The organism is Paenibacillus ehimensis NBRC 15659, from assembly GCF_004000785.1.
Classification (GTDB): domain Bacteria; phylum Bacillota; class Bacilli; order Paenibacillales; family NBRC-103111; genus Paenibacillus_G; species Paenibacillus_G ehimensis.
Window position 1 is genome coordinate 31809 of the sequence record NZ_BILX01000046.1, and the last position, 17908, is coordinate 49716.

Sequence of the window (17908 nt, forward strand, 5' to 3'; positions counted from 1 at the left end):
TCATATCAAGGCTGTTATGCTACTTTGTGGAGTGAGAGCCATTAACCGACGGACTTGGCTCGGTTCTCGTTTTTTGCAACCCTGATGGTTAAGCTAAGAGAATAAAGGGAAAAATGGAATAAACTGAACTTTCATTCTCCTTCAAAGGCTCATGAAGGGATTTTTACTTGGCAATATGACTTTTTTTGGATTGAAAAAAGGGGTAATTATGCAGAAAAAGATATTGATTTTATCCGAAGCCTTTGGGAGCGGACATACAAAAACGGCCGAAGCATTAATACAAGCGATTTCCCTTCAGGAACCATCAGTTCATATCGAATTTATCGAAATCGGAAGAAAGCTTCACCCGATCGCGAGCAACCTGATCTTCCATGCTTATAAGCAACTGATTAGAAACTTTCCTTTTTTATGGAGTAAAATATACCGGAATATATCGGAGCGTATACAAGCCACTCCCTCCTGGCTGCAGTATTTGATTTACCAGTTGTTTCATCGCAATATTGAAAACCTCCTGGAACAAATAAAGCCTGATTTGGTGGTTTGTACGCACCCTTTTGGCAGTTCTTCTTTATCCCGGTTAAAAAAGATGGGGTATCCTGTCAAATTATGTACAGTAATTACCGATTTTCATGCACATCAAGTTTGGGTACAGCACGAAGTCAATCTCTATATGGTACCAAGCGATGAAGTTCGGCGGCAATTGGCCGATTCGGGAATTCCAAATCATCGGATTTCAGTCACAGGGATTCCGATACAAACCAATTTCTGGTCGAAAACGAGCAAAACATTTGCGAAAACTAAATTGAATATGAAAAATATGCCCACCATTTTGGTTATGGGAGGAGGATTGGGCTTGGGAGGTATCAGGGAACTCGCCCATTCGTTACTCAAGTGGAAAGAAACCGTCCAGTTGATTATTTGCACCGGACACAACCATTCGCTCAAAGTTTCGCTGGAGCGCAATAAACATTTCCAGCATCCCCATATCAAGATCGTCGGCTTTGTCGATCATATCGATAAACTGCTGGATGCTGCAGATTTACTGATTACAAAACCAGGTGGCATAACATGTTTCGAAGCATTGAGCAAAGGTGTGCCGATGCTGATCTATAAGCCGATCCCGGGACATGAGGAGAATAATAGCAACCATCTGGTCAAGCATGAACTGGCCGTTCGAATTCATCTTCTGGAGGAAGTGGATGGCTGGATCGAAAAATGGCTCTGCGTACCTAATACATTCGAAAGATTTTGTAAAAACATCGAACAGTTCCAAATGAAAATGAATCCGCTTGCCGGAGCCGAAGCGATCCTGGAGCTTCTCGTCTATCAGGAAGCTTCTGAAATTAGCGTCGAGAATTGGTGAGGCATCCATGTATAAAGAGCACCATTACGTTGCATATTCAAAACATTTATCGGAGATTAACCTGTATTATCGATCTTGGATACCTGTAAATCCCGTAGGACTCGTCCTTTTCATCCATGGAGCAGGAGAGCATTCGGGAATTTACTCTTATATAGGTACGAAATGTGTGAACAGAAAGATCGGTTTCATGGCTCCCGACCTGCGCGGATTCGGAAAGTCGGGGGGACAAAGGGGGCATGTCGATCAATTCAAAGAGTACTTGAACGACTTGGATCATTTGGTCATTCGACTGCAACTCCAGTATCGGGGAGTACCGATTTTTTTATGCGGCCATAGTTTAGGTGGTTTAATTGCAATCCGGTATGCGCAACAGTTCAGCAGCAAAATAGCCGGTATCATCTTGTCTTCACCCGCGCTAGGCATTCGTCTTCCAAGTGTGATTCGAAAAAGCGTTGATCTTGTTTCATTATTGACCCCGACTTTGCCGCTTGATCTAATCAAATGGAATGAATCGCTAAGAAAGCGGAAATGGTTGCAATCACGTTTGCCTGATTGGACTTCCCAATTGCTTAACGATCCTTTATCGACAATCCAGTATACGCCCCGCTGGTTCGCCGAGCTGTTGATCAACGGAACAAAAGCATTATCGGAAGCGGGTAAATTTCATTTCCCGCTCCTATGTCTTTATGACCGACTAGACCCTGTCGTGAATTCGGATCGGATCGAGCAATTTATTCAAGGGATCGTGTCCAAAGATATAACATGCGCCGTCTTTTCGGAAGGAAATCATATCCTGCTGCGCAACGAAGTATTATTGCATCAGATGTTTCAATGGCTATCCGCTCGACAAAATTAAGGTACTGACTAACGTTTCGGATCCACTGTCCCGGCTTCTTAACAAAAAGAGCTCCTGGTCGCACGACCGGAGCTTTGAATATGCAAACACGCAGCTATATATTTTGAACTTGTGTCGGACAAATGATGGCGGTTCCCGCATCCCTTTTCTTCATTTGCTTAGACTGCTGCTTTTATTGTGCAGAGGAGAAGAGGCTGCTTATACAATATCGGCGAGATTTTGTTTCACAATATTTAATCCTGCTTTTAACTCCTCCAATGAATTTGTTGAGGCGAGTGCAACACGCAAAAACTTATCCGGCCTTCTTGCGCCACTGAGAAAACGATCCGAATGAAAAATACGAATACCGTGGCGCTGAAAGAAAGTCTCTATCTCTGACGCACTAGTATTATCCGATATAGGGAGCCATCTATAAAAGCTTAGCGGATGACCAATACCTGATGCTTGAGGAAAATACTCTATAAAAATAGTGTTGGCAGATTGAGCAAGTTGTTTTTTTTCCTCAACAATTTCCATTGCTTTTCCAGTTATAATGAGTTCCGTAATGATCTCAGCATCTAATGAAGAGGTTTTGACGTTGATATTAAAAATTGCTTTTTGAATCCTCTCTTTAAAATTTTCCCCAAACACCATATATGCCACCCGGAGCCCTGAACAGATGGACTTACCTGTGCCACAGATATAGACTGTTTGTTCGGGTAAAAGTTGATACATGGGCTGCTTATAATCATCGATGACTCCTGCCGTTAAAAAGGCGTGGATATCATCCTCAATTACGATCAGATGATACTTGCGAATAATAGCAGCCAATTCTTTTTTGCGGATGTCTGAAATCATGACAGTAGTTTATTCCTGGGAATTGCTTATGGAATCTATATGGACGAATCGGGTTTCAATGTGGTGTATTCTGCCCTAATGGCTTTAACGATTTTTGCTGGGTCCATGGAGTTTGTTGCTGTCACACTGCTGCTCGGTACATTTAATCCATTAGGCGCTCTGATGCTCACTTTCATGGTAAATGCACGTCATCTATTTTATGGGATATCCATGCTTGATAAATACAGAGGAACAGGACTCAAAAAGTTATATTTAATCTTTGGTCTTTGCGACGAATCATTTTCTATTAACTATACAGCTGAAGTACCCAAGGGCGTGGACAAAGGATGGTTCATGTTCTTCGTCACCTTTCTGAATCACAGCTATTGGGTTTTGGGAGCAACTATTGGCGGATTTTTTGGATCACTCGTGCAGGTTGATTTGGAAGGTATTGATTTTGTTATGACAGCTCTGTTTGTTGTTATCTTTATCGAGCAATGGCTGAAGGAGAAGAAGCATCATAGCGCGATTGCAGGAGTTGGAGTATCTCTTTTATGTCTTGCTCTTTTTGGGAGCAGTGATTTTATTATCCCTTCCATGATCATGATTTTTTTCACACTTACCATACTTAAAAAACAGCTGGGGAAGGAAGGTGAGAATGTATGTCAATGACTTTATTCGAGCAAATAATCACAATTGGAATGGTCGTTTTGGGAACCATGGCAACAAGATTTGTTCCCTTTATTATTTTTCCTCCAGGTAGATCTACACCTAACTATGTGAGTTATCTCGGCAGGGTACTGCCGGCAGCGACATTAGGGATGCTGGTTGTCTATTGTATCAAGGATGTAAGCCTGATTTCTGGTAACCATGGAATACCTGAAATCATTTCTATCGGAGTTGTCGCGTTCCTCCACATTTGGAAGAGAAAGATGCTTCTTTCTTTGGCAAGCGGTACCTTGGTCTACATGTTTTTGATCCGATTGTGATATCGCTATTTGGGCCGCTGAACATTCCGACGAAATGTGCGGTGCTTTTAGCAACCCTCGTCCCCCTTTCTTCCCTTCCATCTCATTTCCTCGATTATGCGCATATGTTTGTATCGCAAAGCAATGAAGCCCATATGTTTTTGTCGTTGCCTCAACGAAGAAACATATGGGCTTTGGATTAAAAAAATCCCCATTATCTCGGGGATCTCAAAGCACTTATGTTTGTGTCGTCGGACATTCATCGACACAAAGATTCTTCGGATGTTGAACCTAAAGTGGTCGAGCCCAGCAGCTCGACCCCAGTGGCAATGCGAAATCGAAAACGTGTACAGGCTGACGCCAATGCTGCGAGGCATGGAGCGGCCAACGTGACGTATGCAGTTGGCTTCGAAAAGCTGGTCGTGTTGACGTATCGATTGTACGTTAATTGCCCACAGATTGCATTTTAATGCCGTCCATTATGACAAAGGCTCTTGCTTGACGAATTCAGCCATTACAATATTTCAATATACCCTTCTGTTCCATGCACGCGGATTCGTTGCCCATCCTTTATCAGTTTGGTAGCATTCTCCACTCCGACAACTGCTGGCAAGCCATATTCACGTGCGATAACTGCTCCATGGGTCATCAGTCCGCCAACTTCGGTGACCAGGCCTTTTATGGATACAAACAACGGTGTCCAGCTAGGGTCCGTAAAGGAGGTGACTAATATATCTCCATCCTCTAGATCAGCCTCTTCCATGTTTAAGATGACACGTGCGCGTCCCTCTATAACTCCGGAAGAAACAGCCAGACCTACAATAGCTTCGGCTGGGAGATTTTCTCGTTTGTACTCACCTGCAATGATTTCACCATCAGACGTGATCACACGTGGCGGAGTCAGTTTTTCATATAATTTGTACTCGTCTTTTCGTTTGCCGATGATCTGGTAATCCAGTTTATTTGTCCGTACGACTTCGTGAAGTTCTTCAAAAGTAAGATAATATATATCTTCTTGTTCATGAATAACGCCCGCTTGTATAAGTTGTTCGGCTTCTTTCAGTAAGGCCTGCTTATAAACGAAGTAGCGATTAACCATGCCGTATTTTGGATATTCCCGATATCCAATGAGATTCCGGAGCAGGTCGATCATTCGTTTTGTCTCTTTGGCTTTTTGTTCGCCATCCGGTAACTGCTTCAATCGATCTAATAACTCTTGTTCTTTTTTTAAAGCTTCCTGTCGCCCTTGCTCAAATTTCCGTTTTCCGGCACTAGGCTCAAAGTTTTTGATGTTACCCAGAATCACGGGGACAAGTGTAATTGGTTTTTCGCTCCAACGGGTTCTGGTAATATCGATTTCTCCGGCGCATCGCATTCCGTATTTGTTGAGATAAGCACAGATCGCGTCCCGGGTTTCCTGTCCGCCATCAAACTTGACCAGTTCATCCAAAAAGTGATCATGTTTTACATGTTGCAAATAATTAATGACTTCCGGATAAGGACGTATCACATCTGCGACATCCATTAGAGCCAGACCCATTTCTGATGTGATATTGTTCGGTACAGATTGAGACAGCGTATCTGCTGCGTTTTTTTCACCCAGCCACTCCATCATTTTTTCATTGATCCATGATGAAGCATTCATAGCAGTCATAATCACACCAAAGCTTTGTGGATCAGATATGCTCTTCCTTAATTCCTGGATATCCTCCAGGATAAAATCAAATAGATCCGCTCCTGATTTCGTTTGGATCTTATATTTTAACTCCTCGATCGATGATTCACTTCGCTTAATCAAATCAGAAACGACTGTCGGATCGTAATCGTTTAGTGTTTGATATTTCGCAGGCGCCGGACCTTGATTGCTTTTACCGTAACTGTGTTCTTTCTTGTCATCCGGTATCGATTTTATAAAATTTCCCCGCTCTATGACGGTCGTCAATGCATCTTTTATGAGCGGATCGTTTTTTCCCAGGACATTTATTAAAGTTTCCCTGCCGGAAGGTGAAGCCAGCATATGCGAAACATCAACAAACAACCTTCCGCCGGCTTTACGCATGGGCGCAGGAGTTAGTAACAGGTAAAAAGACAATCCCAATGGTTTCATGGGGTCGGTCATCATTTGTTGGTGACCGACAGATACATAAACGTGATTTTCCTGATCATTTGCTTCAGGGATGGGATATAAAGTCGTGATTGGCCGACTCTGGAGGATATAAAATGTATCGTGGGCCAAACACCATTCGATATCTTGTGGGCATCCAAAATAAGCCTCGATCTGTCTTCCGATGCGTGCCAGTTGTATAATTTGTTGGTCAGTAAGTGTTTGAGTCTTTTGCTGATCCGGATCGATCTGCTTTGTCTCTGTTCCGCCTTCTTTTCGTCCATAGATAGCCAATTTTTTGGTTGCTATCCTCTTATCGACGATTTGCCCTTCCTGTACTTTATAACAATCAGGAGATACCAAGCCGGCGACCAGTGCTTCTCCAAGTCCAAAACTGGCATCGATGGATAGCAGCTTTCGGTTGGAGGTAATCGGATCAGCAGTAAATAAAATCCCCGAAGCCTGCGGGAAAACCATCCTTTGAACGATAACGGATAAATAAACTTGACTGTGGTCGAATCCATTTTGCATACGGTAGATTACCGCGCGATCCGTAAATAGGGAAGCCCAACATTTGCTGATATGCTGCAAGATTGCTTCTTTGCCGATAATATTTAAATAGGTGTCTTGTTGACCGGCAAACGAGGCATGTGGCAAATCTTCAGCAGTCGCGCTAGAGCGCACTGCGTAAGCATGTTCCTCGCCAAACCGGGAGAGATAGTGAGCAACTGCTTTCACCACATCGGAAGGAATTTCTGCTTCCATAATGATTTGCCGAATCTTCCTGCTGATTTCGCCAATTTGATCTCGATCTTCTGCTTTGAGCACGGATAGTCGATCCAACAAAGCATGATATGTTTCGTTTTGTTCGATGGCTTTTTGATATCCCACTGTTGTAACGCAAAATCCTTCGGGTACTTGTATTCCTTGAATTTTTGATAATACCCCTAAATTTAACCCTTTTCCGCCAACGAGCAAAAGCTGCATTTTTTCGATTTCCTGGAAGCCGAGAACCAACGAACTCATTCTACATCTCTCCTAACCATTAAAATGAGAAAAAACATTTGACAAGAGTTTTCCGGCATGGTACACTTAAGGTGTAAGATGTAATTACTATGCCCATACCAACATCGACAGTCGTAATCTGATTATATCATCATGTCCGTTTATATGCAATATAAAAGAACCTGGTAAAACTGTCCAGGTTCTTTTTTGGTTTCCCACTACTATTAGTCACATCTAATAACTAATTCTGGAGCAAGATTGTGGGACAATGAAATGGGATCAAGTTCTTGTCATATGGTTTTGACAACAACCTTATCTCATAAAATAAAAAAAGCCGCGATATACGCGGCACATATTGAGATAATATTGTTGTCACCCGACAACGGAAAGCCGCCGGTCTTTAGTCCCCTATGGTAACGGTTACAGCATTGCTGGCGGCCGACAAAAAGTTCACGTGTCAAACGCCTTTACTGGGTTGTACCGCTATAAACCGTGCTTAACTTGGATGTTGCCTTGATGCCATTTGGACCCTCAATAATGGCGCGTCCTTGCTCGGTATAGCTCGATCCTTGCCAGTCGGTTGACATATCCAAATATTCGAGACCGGCTCCGTTACCTTTCCAAGACCATCCGAGATATCCTACGCCTTTTTGTTGGGCATAACTCATAATGGTGGCCTCGTCCACATCGCCATTCGTATGCTTGATTCCGAATTCTCCAATCACGAGAGCTAGATTTTTATTCAAAACATTATCGATATTGCTTTTTACTGTGGCGGCATTTCCCCCGGCGTATTCGTACATATGAATGGAAAACATCGTATTTTTTAGCGGATCAGCGTTAAATACTTCCGTTCCGTAGTCAAAAATCGATTGTGGATATTGGCCCCATCCGGCGCCGTCAACCATAATGGTGTTTTTGATGCCGGCATTTCTAAGCTTCGGAATAACCGACTTATAGCCTTGTGCCCAGCCTGTTCCATCCCAAGTACCAAACCATTCATTTGCGATGTTCAGGATGACCGTTTTTTCTTTTCCGATAAGTGCACTTTTCATTTCAATCCAGTAATTTGCGATATTATCCAACATCGTGGCACTATCGGATCCCGTACCATCATGTACTTCAAGAACAACGATCAATTTGTTTTGTTCCGATAAAGTGATTAGGTTTTGTATCGCGGACAAATTGTCTTTCGTCCATTTCTGACCGTCAGACAATACGATTCTAATGGTGTTCGCTCCCGTTTTGGCTATCGCGGGGATCGCAACTGATTCTTGACCCTTATACCATGTGTAGGCGTGATTTATTCCTCTCATTACAAAAGGATTTCCGTTGGCATCATAAAGAGTCGTGCCTTTAATATAAAATCCTGTGTGGGTGGAGGCGGGATCTGTTGTGTCATTTAAGATCTTGCTTGCTGGCGAAACATTGCCGGCGGCATCCCTCGCTTTTATTGTGAAGCTGTACGATGTGCGGGCGGAGAGACCAGTCACCGTATAACTTGTTGTGGTGCTCGAGCCCGCTAAGGCTGTTCCATTATAAATATCGTAGCCGGTTACACCTACATTATCAGTTGATGCAGTCCATGTAAGATTTACCGACGTGCTTGTCTTGGAAGGGTTCTGCAGGTTCGTTGGTGCGGTTGGTGGTGTCGTATCTGCTGCGGTGTCAATCCGCGTGAATTTCCATTTTTGCTGCGCGTTGCCGTTGTCGGTCCACTGTTGAACGATCGCTCCGTCATTGGTATAACCACCGACCACATCCAGTGCTTTACCACTTGATTGTGCGATCAGCTTAAAATATCCGCCACCGACGTCAATAATTTTCCACTTTTGGTTCGATGAGCCTTTGTCCGTCCACTGTTGCACACTATCGCCATCAGCAGTAGAGCCTTCGGCCACGGTCAGTACTTTGCCGCTTGATTGTACGATTAGCTTATAATATCCGCTGCCGACGTCAATCACTTTCCACTTCTGCTGGGCGTTTCCATTGTCGGTCCACTGTTGTACTTTCGCTCCGTCCGTGGTTCTCCCCCCTTCTACGTCCAGGTTTTTGCCGCTATGCTGTGCCGTAAGTTTGTAAACGGCACCCGAAGTAATTTCCGAGTTAGCAGAACCGGTCGTATTTGTGGTGGCGCTTACAGTTATGACAGACAACATATCAACAAGCATCCCCAAAAAAATTAAACTTGTTAAAATTTTCTTCATCCACATTACCCTCCTAATGATTAGCGTTACCCCTTACGCTTTTCCGGAAGTTTCTAGCGTCTGTCCATATTTTCCTTTTCTAGCCCCCCCTCTTTCTGAGCTTAACTATTCGAATTTCCATCCCACAGGCGTAATCGTATTCCTCCTTTCCTGCCATGGTTCGGATAAGAAATAAGAACCAAAAGAGCTCCATTCGAACGAAAATAGGGTAAATATATTGCATAATCGCATATATACGAAGCGCTTCTTGATAAGCATCCCTCAGCTTCAGGACATCCGAAACTGCTGGTCCGATTCCCGCTGACAAAACGCCGCTAAGGCGGGCTCGATTATAGGCTCATGTGCAAACACGACATAGGCTTCGTATTCGAAAAACATAATGATTTGAATAAATTTGACGGATAGAACTTTGGCACCGGTTTCGAAAAACTGGAATTGTTGCCGATATCATCATCTAACCGTTTTCAAGTATGTAAGCGGTTACCATAAATGATTATACCTATTTATGACACTGCATCCTATGTCTTCAAATGTGATTTCTTGTTCTGGATTGTTTTGTTGATATGGATTACTTGATTCCTTCGACGCCAAGCTGCTCCGGTAACTGCGTCTCTTCATCAGGCAACCGGGATTGTTCCATATACAGGAACCCGGTCCGGTACAAGCCTACCCCTCTAGCTCCTTGGCTTCTTCGCTATAATGGATAGTCATTTGATAATTAATCCAAAGCAGATCAAACAGCTAATAAAATCTTACATGGAGCGGATCTTCAGCTTGGCAGGACCAGACTGCGCCTGACCGCACGGAGAAAACGTAACCCTACGAGGCATGCCCGGAATTAAGTCGAAGAAATTATCCAAAATTAGGACAAGAGAGGCGATCACTAAAGCGTTTCTGGACCTTTTTGCCAATAAAGATCTCGAACAAATCACCATCAACGATATCGCGGATCGAACCAACGTGAACCGGGGTCCCATCTATTTGCACTATAGCGACAAATACGACCTGCTCGACAAACTGATCGACGATCATTTGAATAAGCTCACTTCCTTATGCAATCCAAGCGGGAGCACACCGCTGGCTAGCGAGCTTTTACCGGCATTCGTATACATTCGGAATCACTTCCTGTTCTTCTCCGCCATGCTGTCTACAACCAGAGCCGCCGTATTCCGGAAACGTTTGACGGAGTTCGTTTCGGTTCGTGTCAAGGAAAACCTGGATCGGAGTAACCCATATTCGGGGATCGACGGTGAATTGAACGCGCAGTTCATGGCTTCGGTGTTCGTCGGCATCGTGGAGTGGTGGGTTCAGCGTCAAATGCCGCACCCGCCTGAGTATATGGCAGAACAACTAAGGAAACTGTTCGAGAAAAACGAGGTCTACCCTACCCAACCCTGAATTTTACTCTATGAAGAAGAGTCGTTTAATACGCCACTAATGAAGCCATGCGTAAATTGGGCTGTGAATAATACAGCAGGCATTAAAGGAACGTGGGATTACTCAGAGCATGTCACGTAAAGGATACGGTTACGACAATGCCGTCATCGAAAACTTCTTTAGTATCTTAAAATCTGAGTTTTTATACACACAGGAGTTTGAGAATATGGAACAGTTCAAAGTAGAACTGGTGAATACATCAACTATTACAATCACAAACGGATAAAGGCAAAACTAAAAGGCATGAGCCCATTAATATACCGAGCTCATGCCACAGAATCTGCCTAACATAGAATGTCTAACTTTTGGGGGTCACTTCACCGAATTTTTCATCCTTTGGTGGTTCCTCCGCATTTTAGGCAAATACGGATATTTTAGGCACGCTATCACCTCTTCTAGTCTGCAAACTTCTCCTTCCCTCTCCGCTTTATACAGCCCGGTGTTTTAAGGCATCACAACCACTTTCTCTTTGCAGGATGTACAATACTTCGCATACTGGATACAAGTCTCCAATGAATCGTCCGGCTCCATCGGCCACCACCGGATCGCCCCCGCAGGTGCATGGGAAGCAAAAAACTCCACTTCCTTGGGGATGCGGCCCACAACGACAACCTCGATGTTCTTAAAGCCCGACTCCATCCCCTTTTGGAGGGTCTTCCTTAATTGAGTATGCTCCGCTTCCGGATGAGAGTAAGGAATCGGGAACAATATCGAAACTCGGGAAGTGTCTTCATGAATGACATGAGCCGTTTTGCGGGCGGGATCGTGTACGGGGGTCTCCCATATCCGGCTGTACGGCAGATGCTCCGGCAGCTCCAGCTCGGTCAGCCTCGAATGAATTCTATCGTGGTAAACCCGTTCCAGTTCTCTGACCAAGATCTGAATCTGCTTATTTCTTAGAAAAGTGGTGTTGTTTCCTCTTTCGTTCCGATATTGGATATAGAGTAAATCGGGAACGGCCGCAAACTTGGAACAAAGAAACGTCCGAATCAGCATGTCGTAATCGTCGGCCACCAGCAACTCGTCGCGATGGCCCCCGACCAGATGGTAACAATCCCGGGACCATGCGCGGGGATGATTCGGCAACCCGACCAAGTGGCGGACGGTATTGCCGTTGATCGTCGTATGTCTGTGCGCATTTTGCCAGCGGTTCATTTCACGCAGCCAAACCCGATAAAATACGCTGTATCCAAAACCGCAATCCCAGCCGTACCAATGCGCATGAAGGTTCTCTGCGTACACCTCGGTACAATCCCCGTAAACAAAGCCGCATTCGGGATTTTGCTGAAATGCCCGAACGATCTTCTCCAGGCAATCAGGCGTCAGCTCGTCGTCATGATCCACCTCGACTAAGATCTCCCCTGTACAAAGGCCTGCGGCATACCTTTTGAGCGCCCCAATATAGCCATTGCGGGAATCCTGGCGATATCTGCGCACGCGAGGGTCTTTCAAAGGAAGCAAGTCATTCTTGTACGTCTCCTCGTTATCACCGGAATCGTCCACAATGACCCATTCCCAGTTCGGGTAAGTCTGATTTAATAGCGATCGATAAGGACGTTGAATTCTTTCTTTTGATCGGTAGCTGGCCGTAAACACGGATATCAGAGGCATATCGGAAGAAAAACGGGTAGGAGGAACGGTTTTGTTTTCAGGGAGAGGGTCCGTCCCTTTGAGCCAGCAATAAAACAATTTATACGGTTCGAGTTCATCCGGCGAATGGAAGTGCAGCCAACGTTTCTTTTCCTGAATAGGCAGCGATGTTAGGGTTGTAAAAGGTTCCCATTCATCTCCTATGGAAACGTAGACACGCGGCTTGCGGGGACCGGCACCAACTAATGGATCATCAGGTCCATACATGTTCACAGTAATGTGGTTTTCTTGCAACTTCAAGAGCGGTTCTTTCAATTTATCCTTCGAAACCTTCTCTGTCAAAAACAGATGAACCGTCAATAAAGGAGTGAAGTCCGACGACAAGTTGATTCCCCTTTCTCAAATGTCCATTCTCTTTATTCACATACGCAGTGTATTCCTCCGCTCTAACATTTGTCCGCCCAATAGCCTTGTATGAACGCACATTTCGCTGGAGGACGCATACTCTGGGAGGTAACCATCCTATCGTACAATGCGGGACACAACTCATTTTTATGAAAGGTGGAGTTATCTTGGAACATCCGTTGGTTAGCGTCGTTATTCCCGCTTATAACCGGCCCCACACGCTAAAAATCGCCATTGACAGCGTGCTCGAACAAACCTACCCGAATATCGAAATTGTCATTTGCGACGACAGCTCCAATCACGAAGTGCAGCAAATGCTGGAAGCCGCTTATCTGCGGTCTTATCCCCAGATTAAATATCATAAAAACGAGAAAAACCTTTTTCTTGAAAACTGGCACAAATGCTTCGACCTGGCCTCGGGGGAATATATCAATTACTTGATGGATGACGACGTATTTCATAAAGAGAAGATCTCCAAAATGCTCTATTTTTTTAACGAATTCGAAAACATCACGCTGGTCACCTCCTACCGGCAAACCATCAATGAATCGGGGAGCTTGCTTGCGCCCATCGCCGCAACGGTCAGACTCTACGAAGAGACGAGAGTGATGGATGGAAAAACGCTAGGAAACATCGCATTAACCCGCTGCTTAAATGTGATCGGCGAGCCGACGACCGTTTTGTTTAAAAAAGCGGACCTTACCGAACCGTTCGGAGTATTCCGCGGGAAGCAATATTCGCTGATCAACGATATGGCTGCCTGGTTATCTCTACTCTTCAAAGGAAAAGCAGTTTATATTCCGGAGGCGCTCAGCTACTTTCGATTACATGCCAACCAAAACAACAGCGCGCTTGGCTTCAAAGCGTTCAGCGAATGGCTTGATCTAACGATCGCCTCCAGGGATGAGGGCTTTCTGGAAACGGAGGAGTTGTACAAAACCGCCCTTCTTGCTTACCGCAAACGCGTGCAGGGATACCCGCAATTTGCAGCGGACATTCAGCGGATCGATACGATCTTGAAACGCTAGAATGAGGCATTGCGAAAACTGGAGAGTCAGGTATTCGCCGTTCCTCCTGTTCATGGGGTTCATACTATAAGGTGTACACATTGATTGGAAAATGGATTCCAGTGAGAAGAGGTTGCCTCATGTATGAAATTCCGTTCTTGCGACCGAACTTAGTCAAAAAGGATCGGTTGCTTTCTTATTTTGAAAAAATAGAAGCAAGCCGGATCTACTCCAATTACGGCCCCTTAAATCACCTGTTTGAAACGCGCGTGATTGCCCAAATGTTCGGTGGCCTCGGCGCAGCCGTGACGGTGCATAACGCTACAATCGGGCTGATGCTGGCGATTTCGCAAAGCAAGCGGCCCCGGGGCAAATATGCGGTGATGCCCAGCTTTACTTTTGCAGCGACCCCTCTAGCCGCCGAGTGGTGCGGGCTTGAGCCATATTTCCTGGATATTGAACCGGACGATTGGCAAATGAATAGAGCGCAGTTGGAGGAGACGGTCGAGCGGCTGGGCGAGCAGATCGCGGTCGTCGTTCCTTACGCCACTTTCGGTTCGGCTATCGATTTATCCATATACGATAAACTGCTGCAGGAAGGAATTCCGGTCGTCATCGATGCGGCCGCCAGCTTTGGAACGACCGTTGCGGAGGATGCCGCACAATTCGGCAAAGGCTTCGGTGGAGCCGTGGTGTTCAGCTTTCACGCGACCAAAACGTTTGGTGTCGGAGAAGGCGGGCTAGTGTATAGCGCGGACCAGAATCTCATTCAGCGAATCCGCCGGGCCGGAAACTTCGGCTTCTCCAGCTCCAGGGAATCCGTGATGTTAGGGTTAAACAGCAAAATATCCGAATATACCGCCGCTATCGCCTTGGCTACTCTCGAAGGGTTCCAGGCCGTACAGGAGCGAAGAAAAACGATCATTGGCTATTATCGCCGTGAACTGCAGCAACAGGATTTATTACTGCGGGGATGGTCTGCCCAAAAGATGCAAGGCCAGGTGCCCCTGCAATTTTTCTCCCTGCTGAGCCCGGACTCTCCCGGCAACCGGGAAGTCATCCAGCGGTTAGCCTCCCATTCGATTGAAGCCCGGACTTACTTCTCCCCGGCATGTCATCAGCAAAAGCAATTTCAAAGCTACCCCCGTTCCGATCTTCAGGTGACGGAACGGATTGCAGACCGTATTGTTAGTCTGCCGCTCTGGGAGGAAATGAATGAAGCTACCGTCGGGCGAATTGTGAAGGTGCTTGGAAGCATTACCGAGGAGAATGCCGTATGAGAAAGTTCGTCATTTGGGGATCGGGCGGACACGCCCGCGAGGTCAACTGGCTTTGCGAAGAGATGGAAGTGCGGGTGCTGGGGTTTCTGGATGAACGGCCTGACATGAAGGGCCAACTGGTGAATGGAGTTCCTGTCTTGGGAACACTTGACGATATCGAAGCGATGCGGCATGAGGTCGAGATCGTATGTGCCGGGGTCGGGGACCCGGCATTAAAGAAGCGGTTCGCTTACGATACCATCCGGTCGGGATTCCGCATCGCAGACCCTCTGATCCATCCGCGTGTGCGCTTGTCGAGGAGAAATATCGTGGGGCAAGGCAGCATGATCTGCGAAGGGGCCATCCTTACCGATAATATCCGGATCGGGTGCCATGTGATCATCAATCGAGGCGCCAACATCAGTCATGATACGGTCATTGACGACTATGTCACTATCGCCCCGGGTGTGAACCTGGCGGGCAACGTGACCGTAGGCGAAGGAGCCTACATCGGCATCGGCTCCTCGGTCCGGGAGAAATGCCGCATCGGCTGCTGGTCTATGATTGGCGGCGGAGCCTTTGTCAAAGGCGATGTCCCTGACTTTACAATGGCTGCGGGGGTGCCGGCCGTCATCAAAAAACGGCTTGACAAGGAATAAGAAAGGAGAAAAATCATTTGGTTGACCATCTCAAACACCAAGGTCCTTACTATTGTCCTTATTGCAATAATACGATAGTACGTTTTCGCCCGTGGCCGGATATTTACGATTTTCCCAAGTGCCAGTATGAAATGTGGAACAAGCAGACCGCCATGTGTCCCGTGTGCTTCTCTTTCGACAGGGAAAGGTTATATAAATTCTATATTGAACGGGAAACGGATTTGCTCGTAAGGCCGCAGAAATTGCTGCACATTGCACCCGAGAAAAATTTAAGAAAATGGTTAAAAGGGTATCCGAACATCTCCTATATATGCGGCGATTTAATACCTCAGGATGCGGAGATGGAACGGGTTGACTTGACGGCCATGCCTTACGCTGACGAAACATTCGATGCCGTTATTTGCAGCCATGTACTGGAACATGTCACCGAGGACCACAAAGCGATGGCGGAAATCTACCGCGTATTGAAACCGGACGGCTGGAGCATTCTGCAAGTGCCGATCGCTTTAAACTTCGAGGAGATTCTAGAGGACCCGGCGGTGACCTCGCCGCAGGCAAGAAAAGAACACTTCGGCCAAGACGATCATGTACGCATTTATAATCGCAAAGGGTTCGTTGACCGGTTGGAAGCGGCCGGGTTTCATGTCGTTTTATTTAATTTAGCGGAAAAATACGGCGTCGAGGAAGCAAACCTGTACGGTTTGTCCGAGAAAGATACGCTGTATATCGGGACCAAGCAGACTGTTCCCGAGCAACGTAACAACTAGCCCCCAAATTGCGAGTAGAAGCAAACAGCCGGCTGCGCTTGGCAGACGGCTGTTTGGCGTATGAATGGGCGAAGTCTTGGTTAACACGAAACCCGGCGAAGTGCCTAGCCGCTTACTTCCGGGAAGCCAAGTGATTACGGCAACAGCCCCTTCTCCCGCAGCCGACATCGAAGCCTTGATTGTAGCCCTCGTCGTACCCTTTGTTGTATTGAGTTGCGGGGTTAAATATTACTAAGACAAGGCTCATTCAAACCAGTTAAACAAAGACGATGCAAGCAATGCCGCACTGCTGTATGGCAACCCCCATCCTACAATCCTCTGATTCATGCAGCGGCCACACCTCCCTGACCAGCTCGACGCCACCTCCCTCCCCCATCCTGCGGGTAAACCCCGGGATTATGCTCGCACGCACCGACAAATAAAGCTGTGCGGACGGACGCCCCATCTGGCAACAAATTAATCGTAAGTGCGGCTGATCGGCGTCTTCATCTGTTCCTCGCTTTCCTCGCCGAAGCTGGCGCTGCCGTGATGCGAACGTAACTCCGAGTGAACAGGAAGAATGCGCAGCTTCCTGCCACATCCTTGCGGTTTTCTACTCCGGGATGTCGGTTCAAGGCAACGTCTCTCTCTTGTTCGACCTACTGGATTTGTGACCGGAGCTCATCCCTTCGCGCCGAATCGATCGGGCCGTTGACAATAACAACGATCACCTTGGTATCCAGGTGAACGCGGTAAGCTTGTGCAGCAATCGCGCCGGCGTATTTTTCTCATTAAAAACAGGTTACCCGGCAAAAGAAGCTTTTACGGTCATTTCAAAATATACGATTTCACCTCTGCAAAAGCCGAGGCTCGCTTCACATTATCACATACTATATTAAAGGCTTCACGATCTTAAGTTTTTGAGAGTGAAGCTATATCAGCATACGGAGGTGATATCCAGTTGGCCGAATCCGCATTTAGGGCTGCTGCATCTACGAACCAAATTATTACACCATCCGGACCGTTCAACGTAGACTTCCCAACCGTTGAGTATGATTTGAACGGCGAGTATAACCCAGCAACTTCAACCTTCGTCTCCAGCCAAGGCGGCGTGTATACTATTAGCGTCAGCCTTCTGCTCCTGGCAGACCCTTCCGTTGAATACGTTGCACTCGCATTGGCAGGACCCAACCAATCCGGAATGATATTCATCCGAGATACGGATAATCCGGACCTGCCTTTCACAGTAAACCTCACCGCTCAAATGAATTTCGCTCCGGGTGACAGCTTGGGAGTATTTCTTCAACCCAACGCCGGAACGGTTACTGTGGTAGCCCAGTCCATCTTTACTCATTTAGAGGCTGCACAGACAGGTGGAGCTGTTGGGCCAACAGGACCTCAAGGACCTCAAGGACCTCAGGGTGGAGGACCTCAAGGACCTCAAGGACCTCGTGGTACACAAGGAACTCAAGGGCCTCGCGGCGAG

General features: G+C 46.4%; 12 protein-coding genes and 4 pseudogenes. 10 read left to right on the plus strand and 6 right to left on the minus strand.

Going from position 1 to position 17908, the window contains the following annotated elements; genetic code table 11:
• Positions 1-208: 208 nt before the first annotated feature.
• Positions 209-1363, plus strand: coding sequence for an MGDG synthase family glycosyltransferase (locus tag PEH01S_RS22615; RefSeq protein ID WP_025850364.1), 1155 nt, complete (start codon positions 209-211; stop codon positions 1361-1363).
• Positions 1364-1370: 7 nt separating this feature from the next.
• Complete coding sequence (locus PEH01S_RS22620; protein ID WP_127488149.1) at positions 1371-2219, plus strand: alpha/beta fold hydrolase; 849 nt, start codon at positions 1371-1373, stop codon at positions 2217-2219.
• A gap of 198 nt (positions 2220-2417) precedes the next feature.
• Here the strand turns inward: PEH01S_RS22620 and PEH01S_RS22625 are convergent.
• Positions 2418-3065 (minus strand): annotated as a pseudogene (locus PEH01S_RS22625) (aminotransferase class I/II-fold pyridoxal phosphate-dependent enzyme); the annotation flags it as partial.
• Here PEH01S_RS22625 and PEH01S_RS22630 point away from each other — a divergent pair.
• Positions 3066-3707 (plus strand): annotated as a pseudogene (locus PEH01S_RS22630) (AzlC family ABC transporter permease); the annotation flags it as partial.
• Complete coding sequence (locus PEH01S_RS22635; protein WP_127488155.1) at positions 3698-4024, plus strand: branched-chain amino acid transporter permease; 327 nt, start codon at positions 3698-3700, stop codon at positions 4022-4024. The pseudogene PEH01S_RS22630 and the gene PEH01S_RS22635, both read left to right, overlap by 10 nt.
• Before the next feature lie 493 nt (positions 4025-4517).
• Here the strand turns inward: PEH01S_RS22635 and ppsA are convergent, their stop codons facing one another.
• From ppsA to PEH01S_RS36210, 4 genes and pseudogenes are all read right to left on the minus strand, one after another.
• Entirely contained in the window at positions 4518-7133 is a 2616-nt protein-coding gene (gene ppsA / locus PEH01S_RS22640; RefSeq protein WP_127488157.1) for a phosphoenolpyruvate synthase, read from the minus strand.
• A 446-nt stretch (positions 7134-7579) separates the two neighbouring features.
• Entirely contained in the window at positions 7580-9319 is a 1740-nt protein-coding gene (locus PEH01S_RS22645; protein ID WP_246063036.1) for a cellulase family glycosylhydrolase, read from the minus strand.
• A 568-nt stretch (positions 9320-9887) separates the two neighbouring features.
• Positions 9888-9995 (minus strand): annotated as a pseudogene (locus PEH01S_RS36205) (hypothetical protein); the annotation flags it as partial.
• Positions 9996-10071: 76 nt separating this feature from the next.
• Positions 10072-10149: a hypothetical protein gene (locus PEH01S_RS36210; RefSeq protein ID WP_407669469.1), complete on the minus strand. Its 78-nt coding sequence runs from the start codon at positions 10147-10149 to the stop codon at positions 10072-10074.
• Between PEH01S_RS36210 and PEH01S_RS22655 the strand changes: the two genes are divergently transcribed.
• Both PEH01S_RS22655 and PEH01S_RS22660 read left to right on the plus strand, forming a co-directional pair.
• Positions 10148-10717, plus strand: coding sequence for a TetR/AcrR family transcriptional regulator (locus PEH01S_RS22655; RefSeq protein WP_127488161.1), 570 nt, complete (start codon positions 10148-10150; stop codon positions 10715-10717). The genes PEH01S_RS36210 and PEH01S_RS22655 overlap by 2 nt on opposite strands.
• A gap of 82 nt (positions 10718-10799) precedes the next feature.
• Positions 10800-11044 (plus strand): annotated as a pseudogene (locus PEH01S_RS22660) (transposase); the annotation flags it as partial.
• A gap of 156 nt (positions 11045-11200) precedes the next feature.
• Here the strand turns inward: PEH01S_RS22660 and PEH01S_RS22665 are convergent.
• On the minus strand, positions 11201-12730 hold the full coding sequence (locus PEH01S_RS22665) for a glycosyltransferase (protein ID WP_127488163.1): 1530 nt from the start codon (positions 12728-12730) through the stop codon (positions 11201-11203).
• 188 nt (positions 12731-12918) lie between these two features.
• On the opposite strand from PEH01S_RS22665, the gene PEH01S_RS22670 reads away from it, so the two are divergent.
• The 4 genes from PEH01S_RS22670 (at position 12919) to PEH01S_RS35540 (ending at position 16443) form a co-directional block, all read left to right on the plus strand.
• Positions 12919-13779 (plus strand): glycosyltransferase family 2 protein, encoded by an 861-nt coding sequence (locus PEH01S_RS22670; RefSeq protein WP_127488165.1) that lies wholly within the window; start codon positions 12919-12921, stop codon positions 13777-13779.
• Positions 13780-13898: 119 nt separating this feature from the next.
• On the plus strand, positions 13899-15038 hold the full coding sequence (locus PEH01S_RS22675; RefSeq protein ID WP_127488167.1) for a DegT/DnrJ/EryC1/StrS family aminotransferase: 1140 nt from the start codon (positions 13899-13901) through the stop codon (positions 15036-15038).
• A complete protein-coding gene (locus tag PEH01S_RS22680) occupies positions 15035-15676 on the plus strand; it encodes an acetyltransferase (protein WP_127488169.1) in 642 nt (213 codons plus the stop codon). The genes PEH01S_RS22675 and PEH01S_RS22680 overlap by 4 nt, the downstream gene beginning before the upstream one ends.
• A 341-nt stretch (positions 15677-16017) precedes the next feature.
• Entirely contained in the window at positions 16018-16443 is a 426-nt protein-coding gene (locus PEH01S_RS35540; protein WP_246063037.1) for a class I SAM-dependent methyltransferase, read from the plus strand.
• Positions 16444-17908: the final 1465 nt, after the last annotated feature.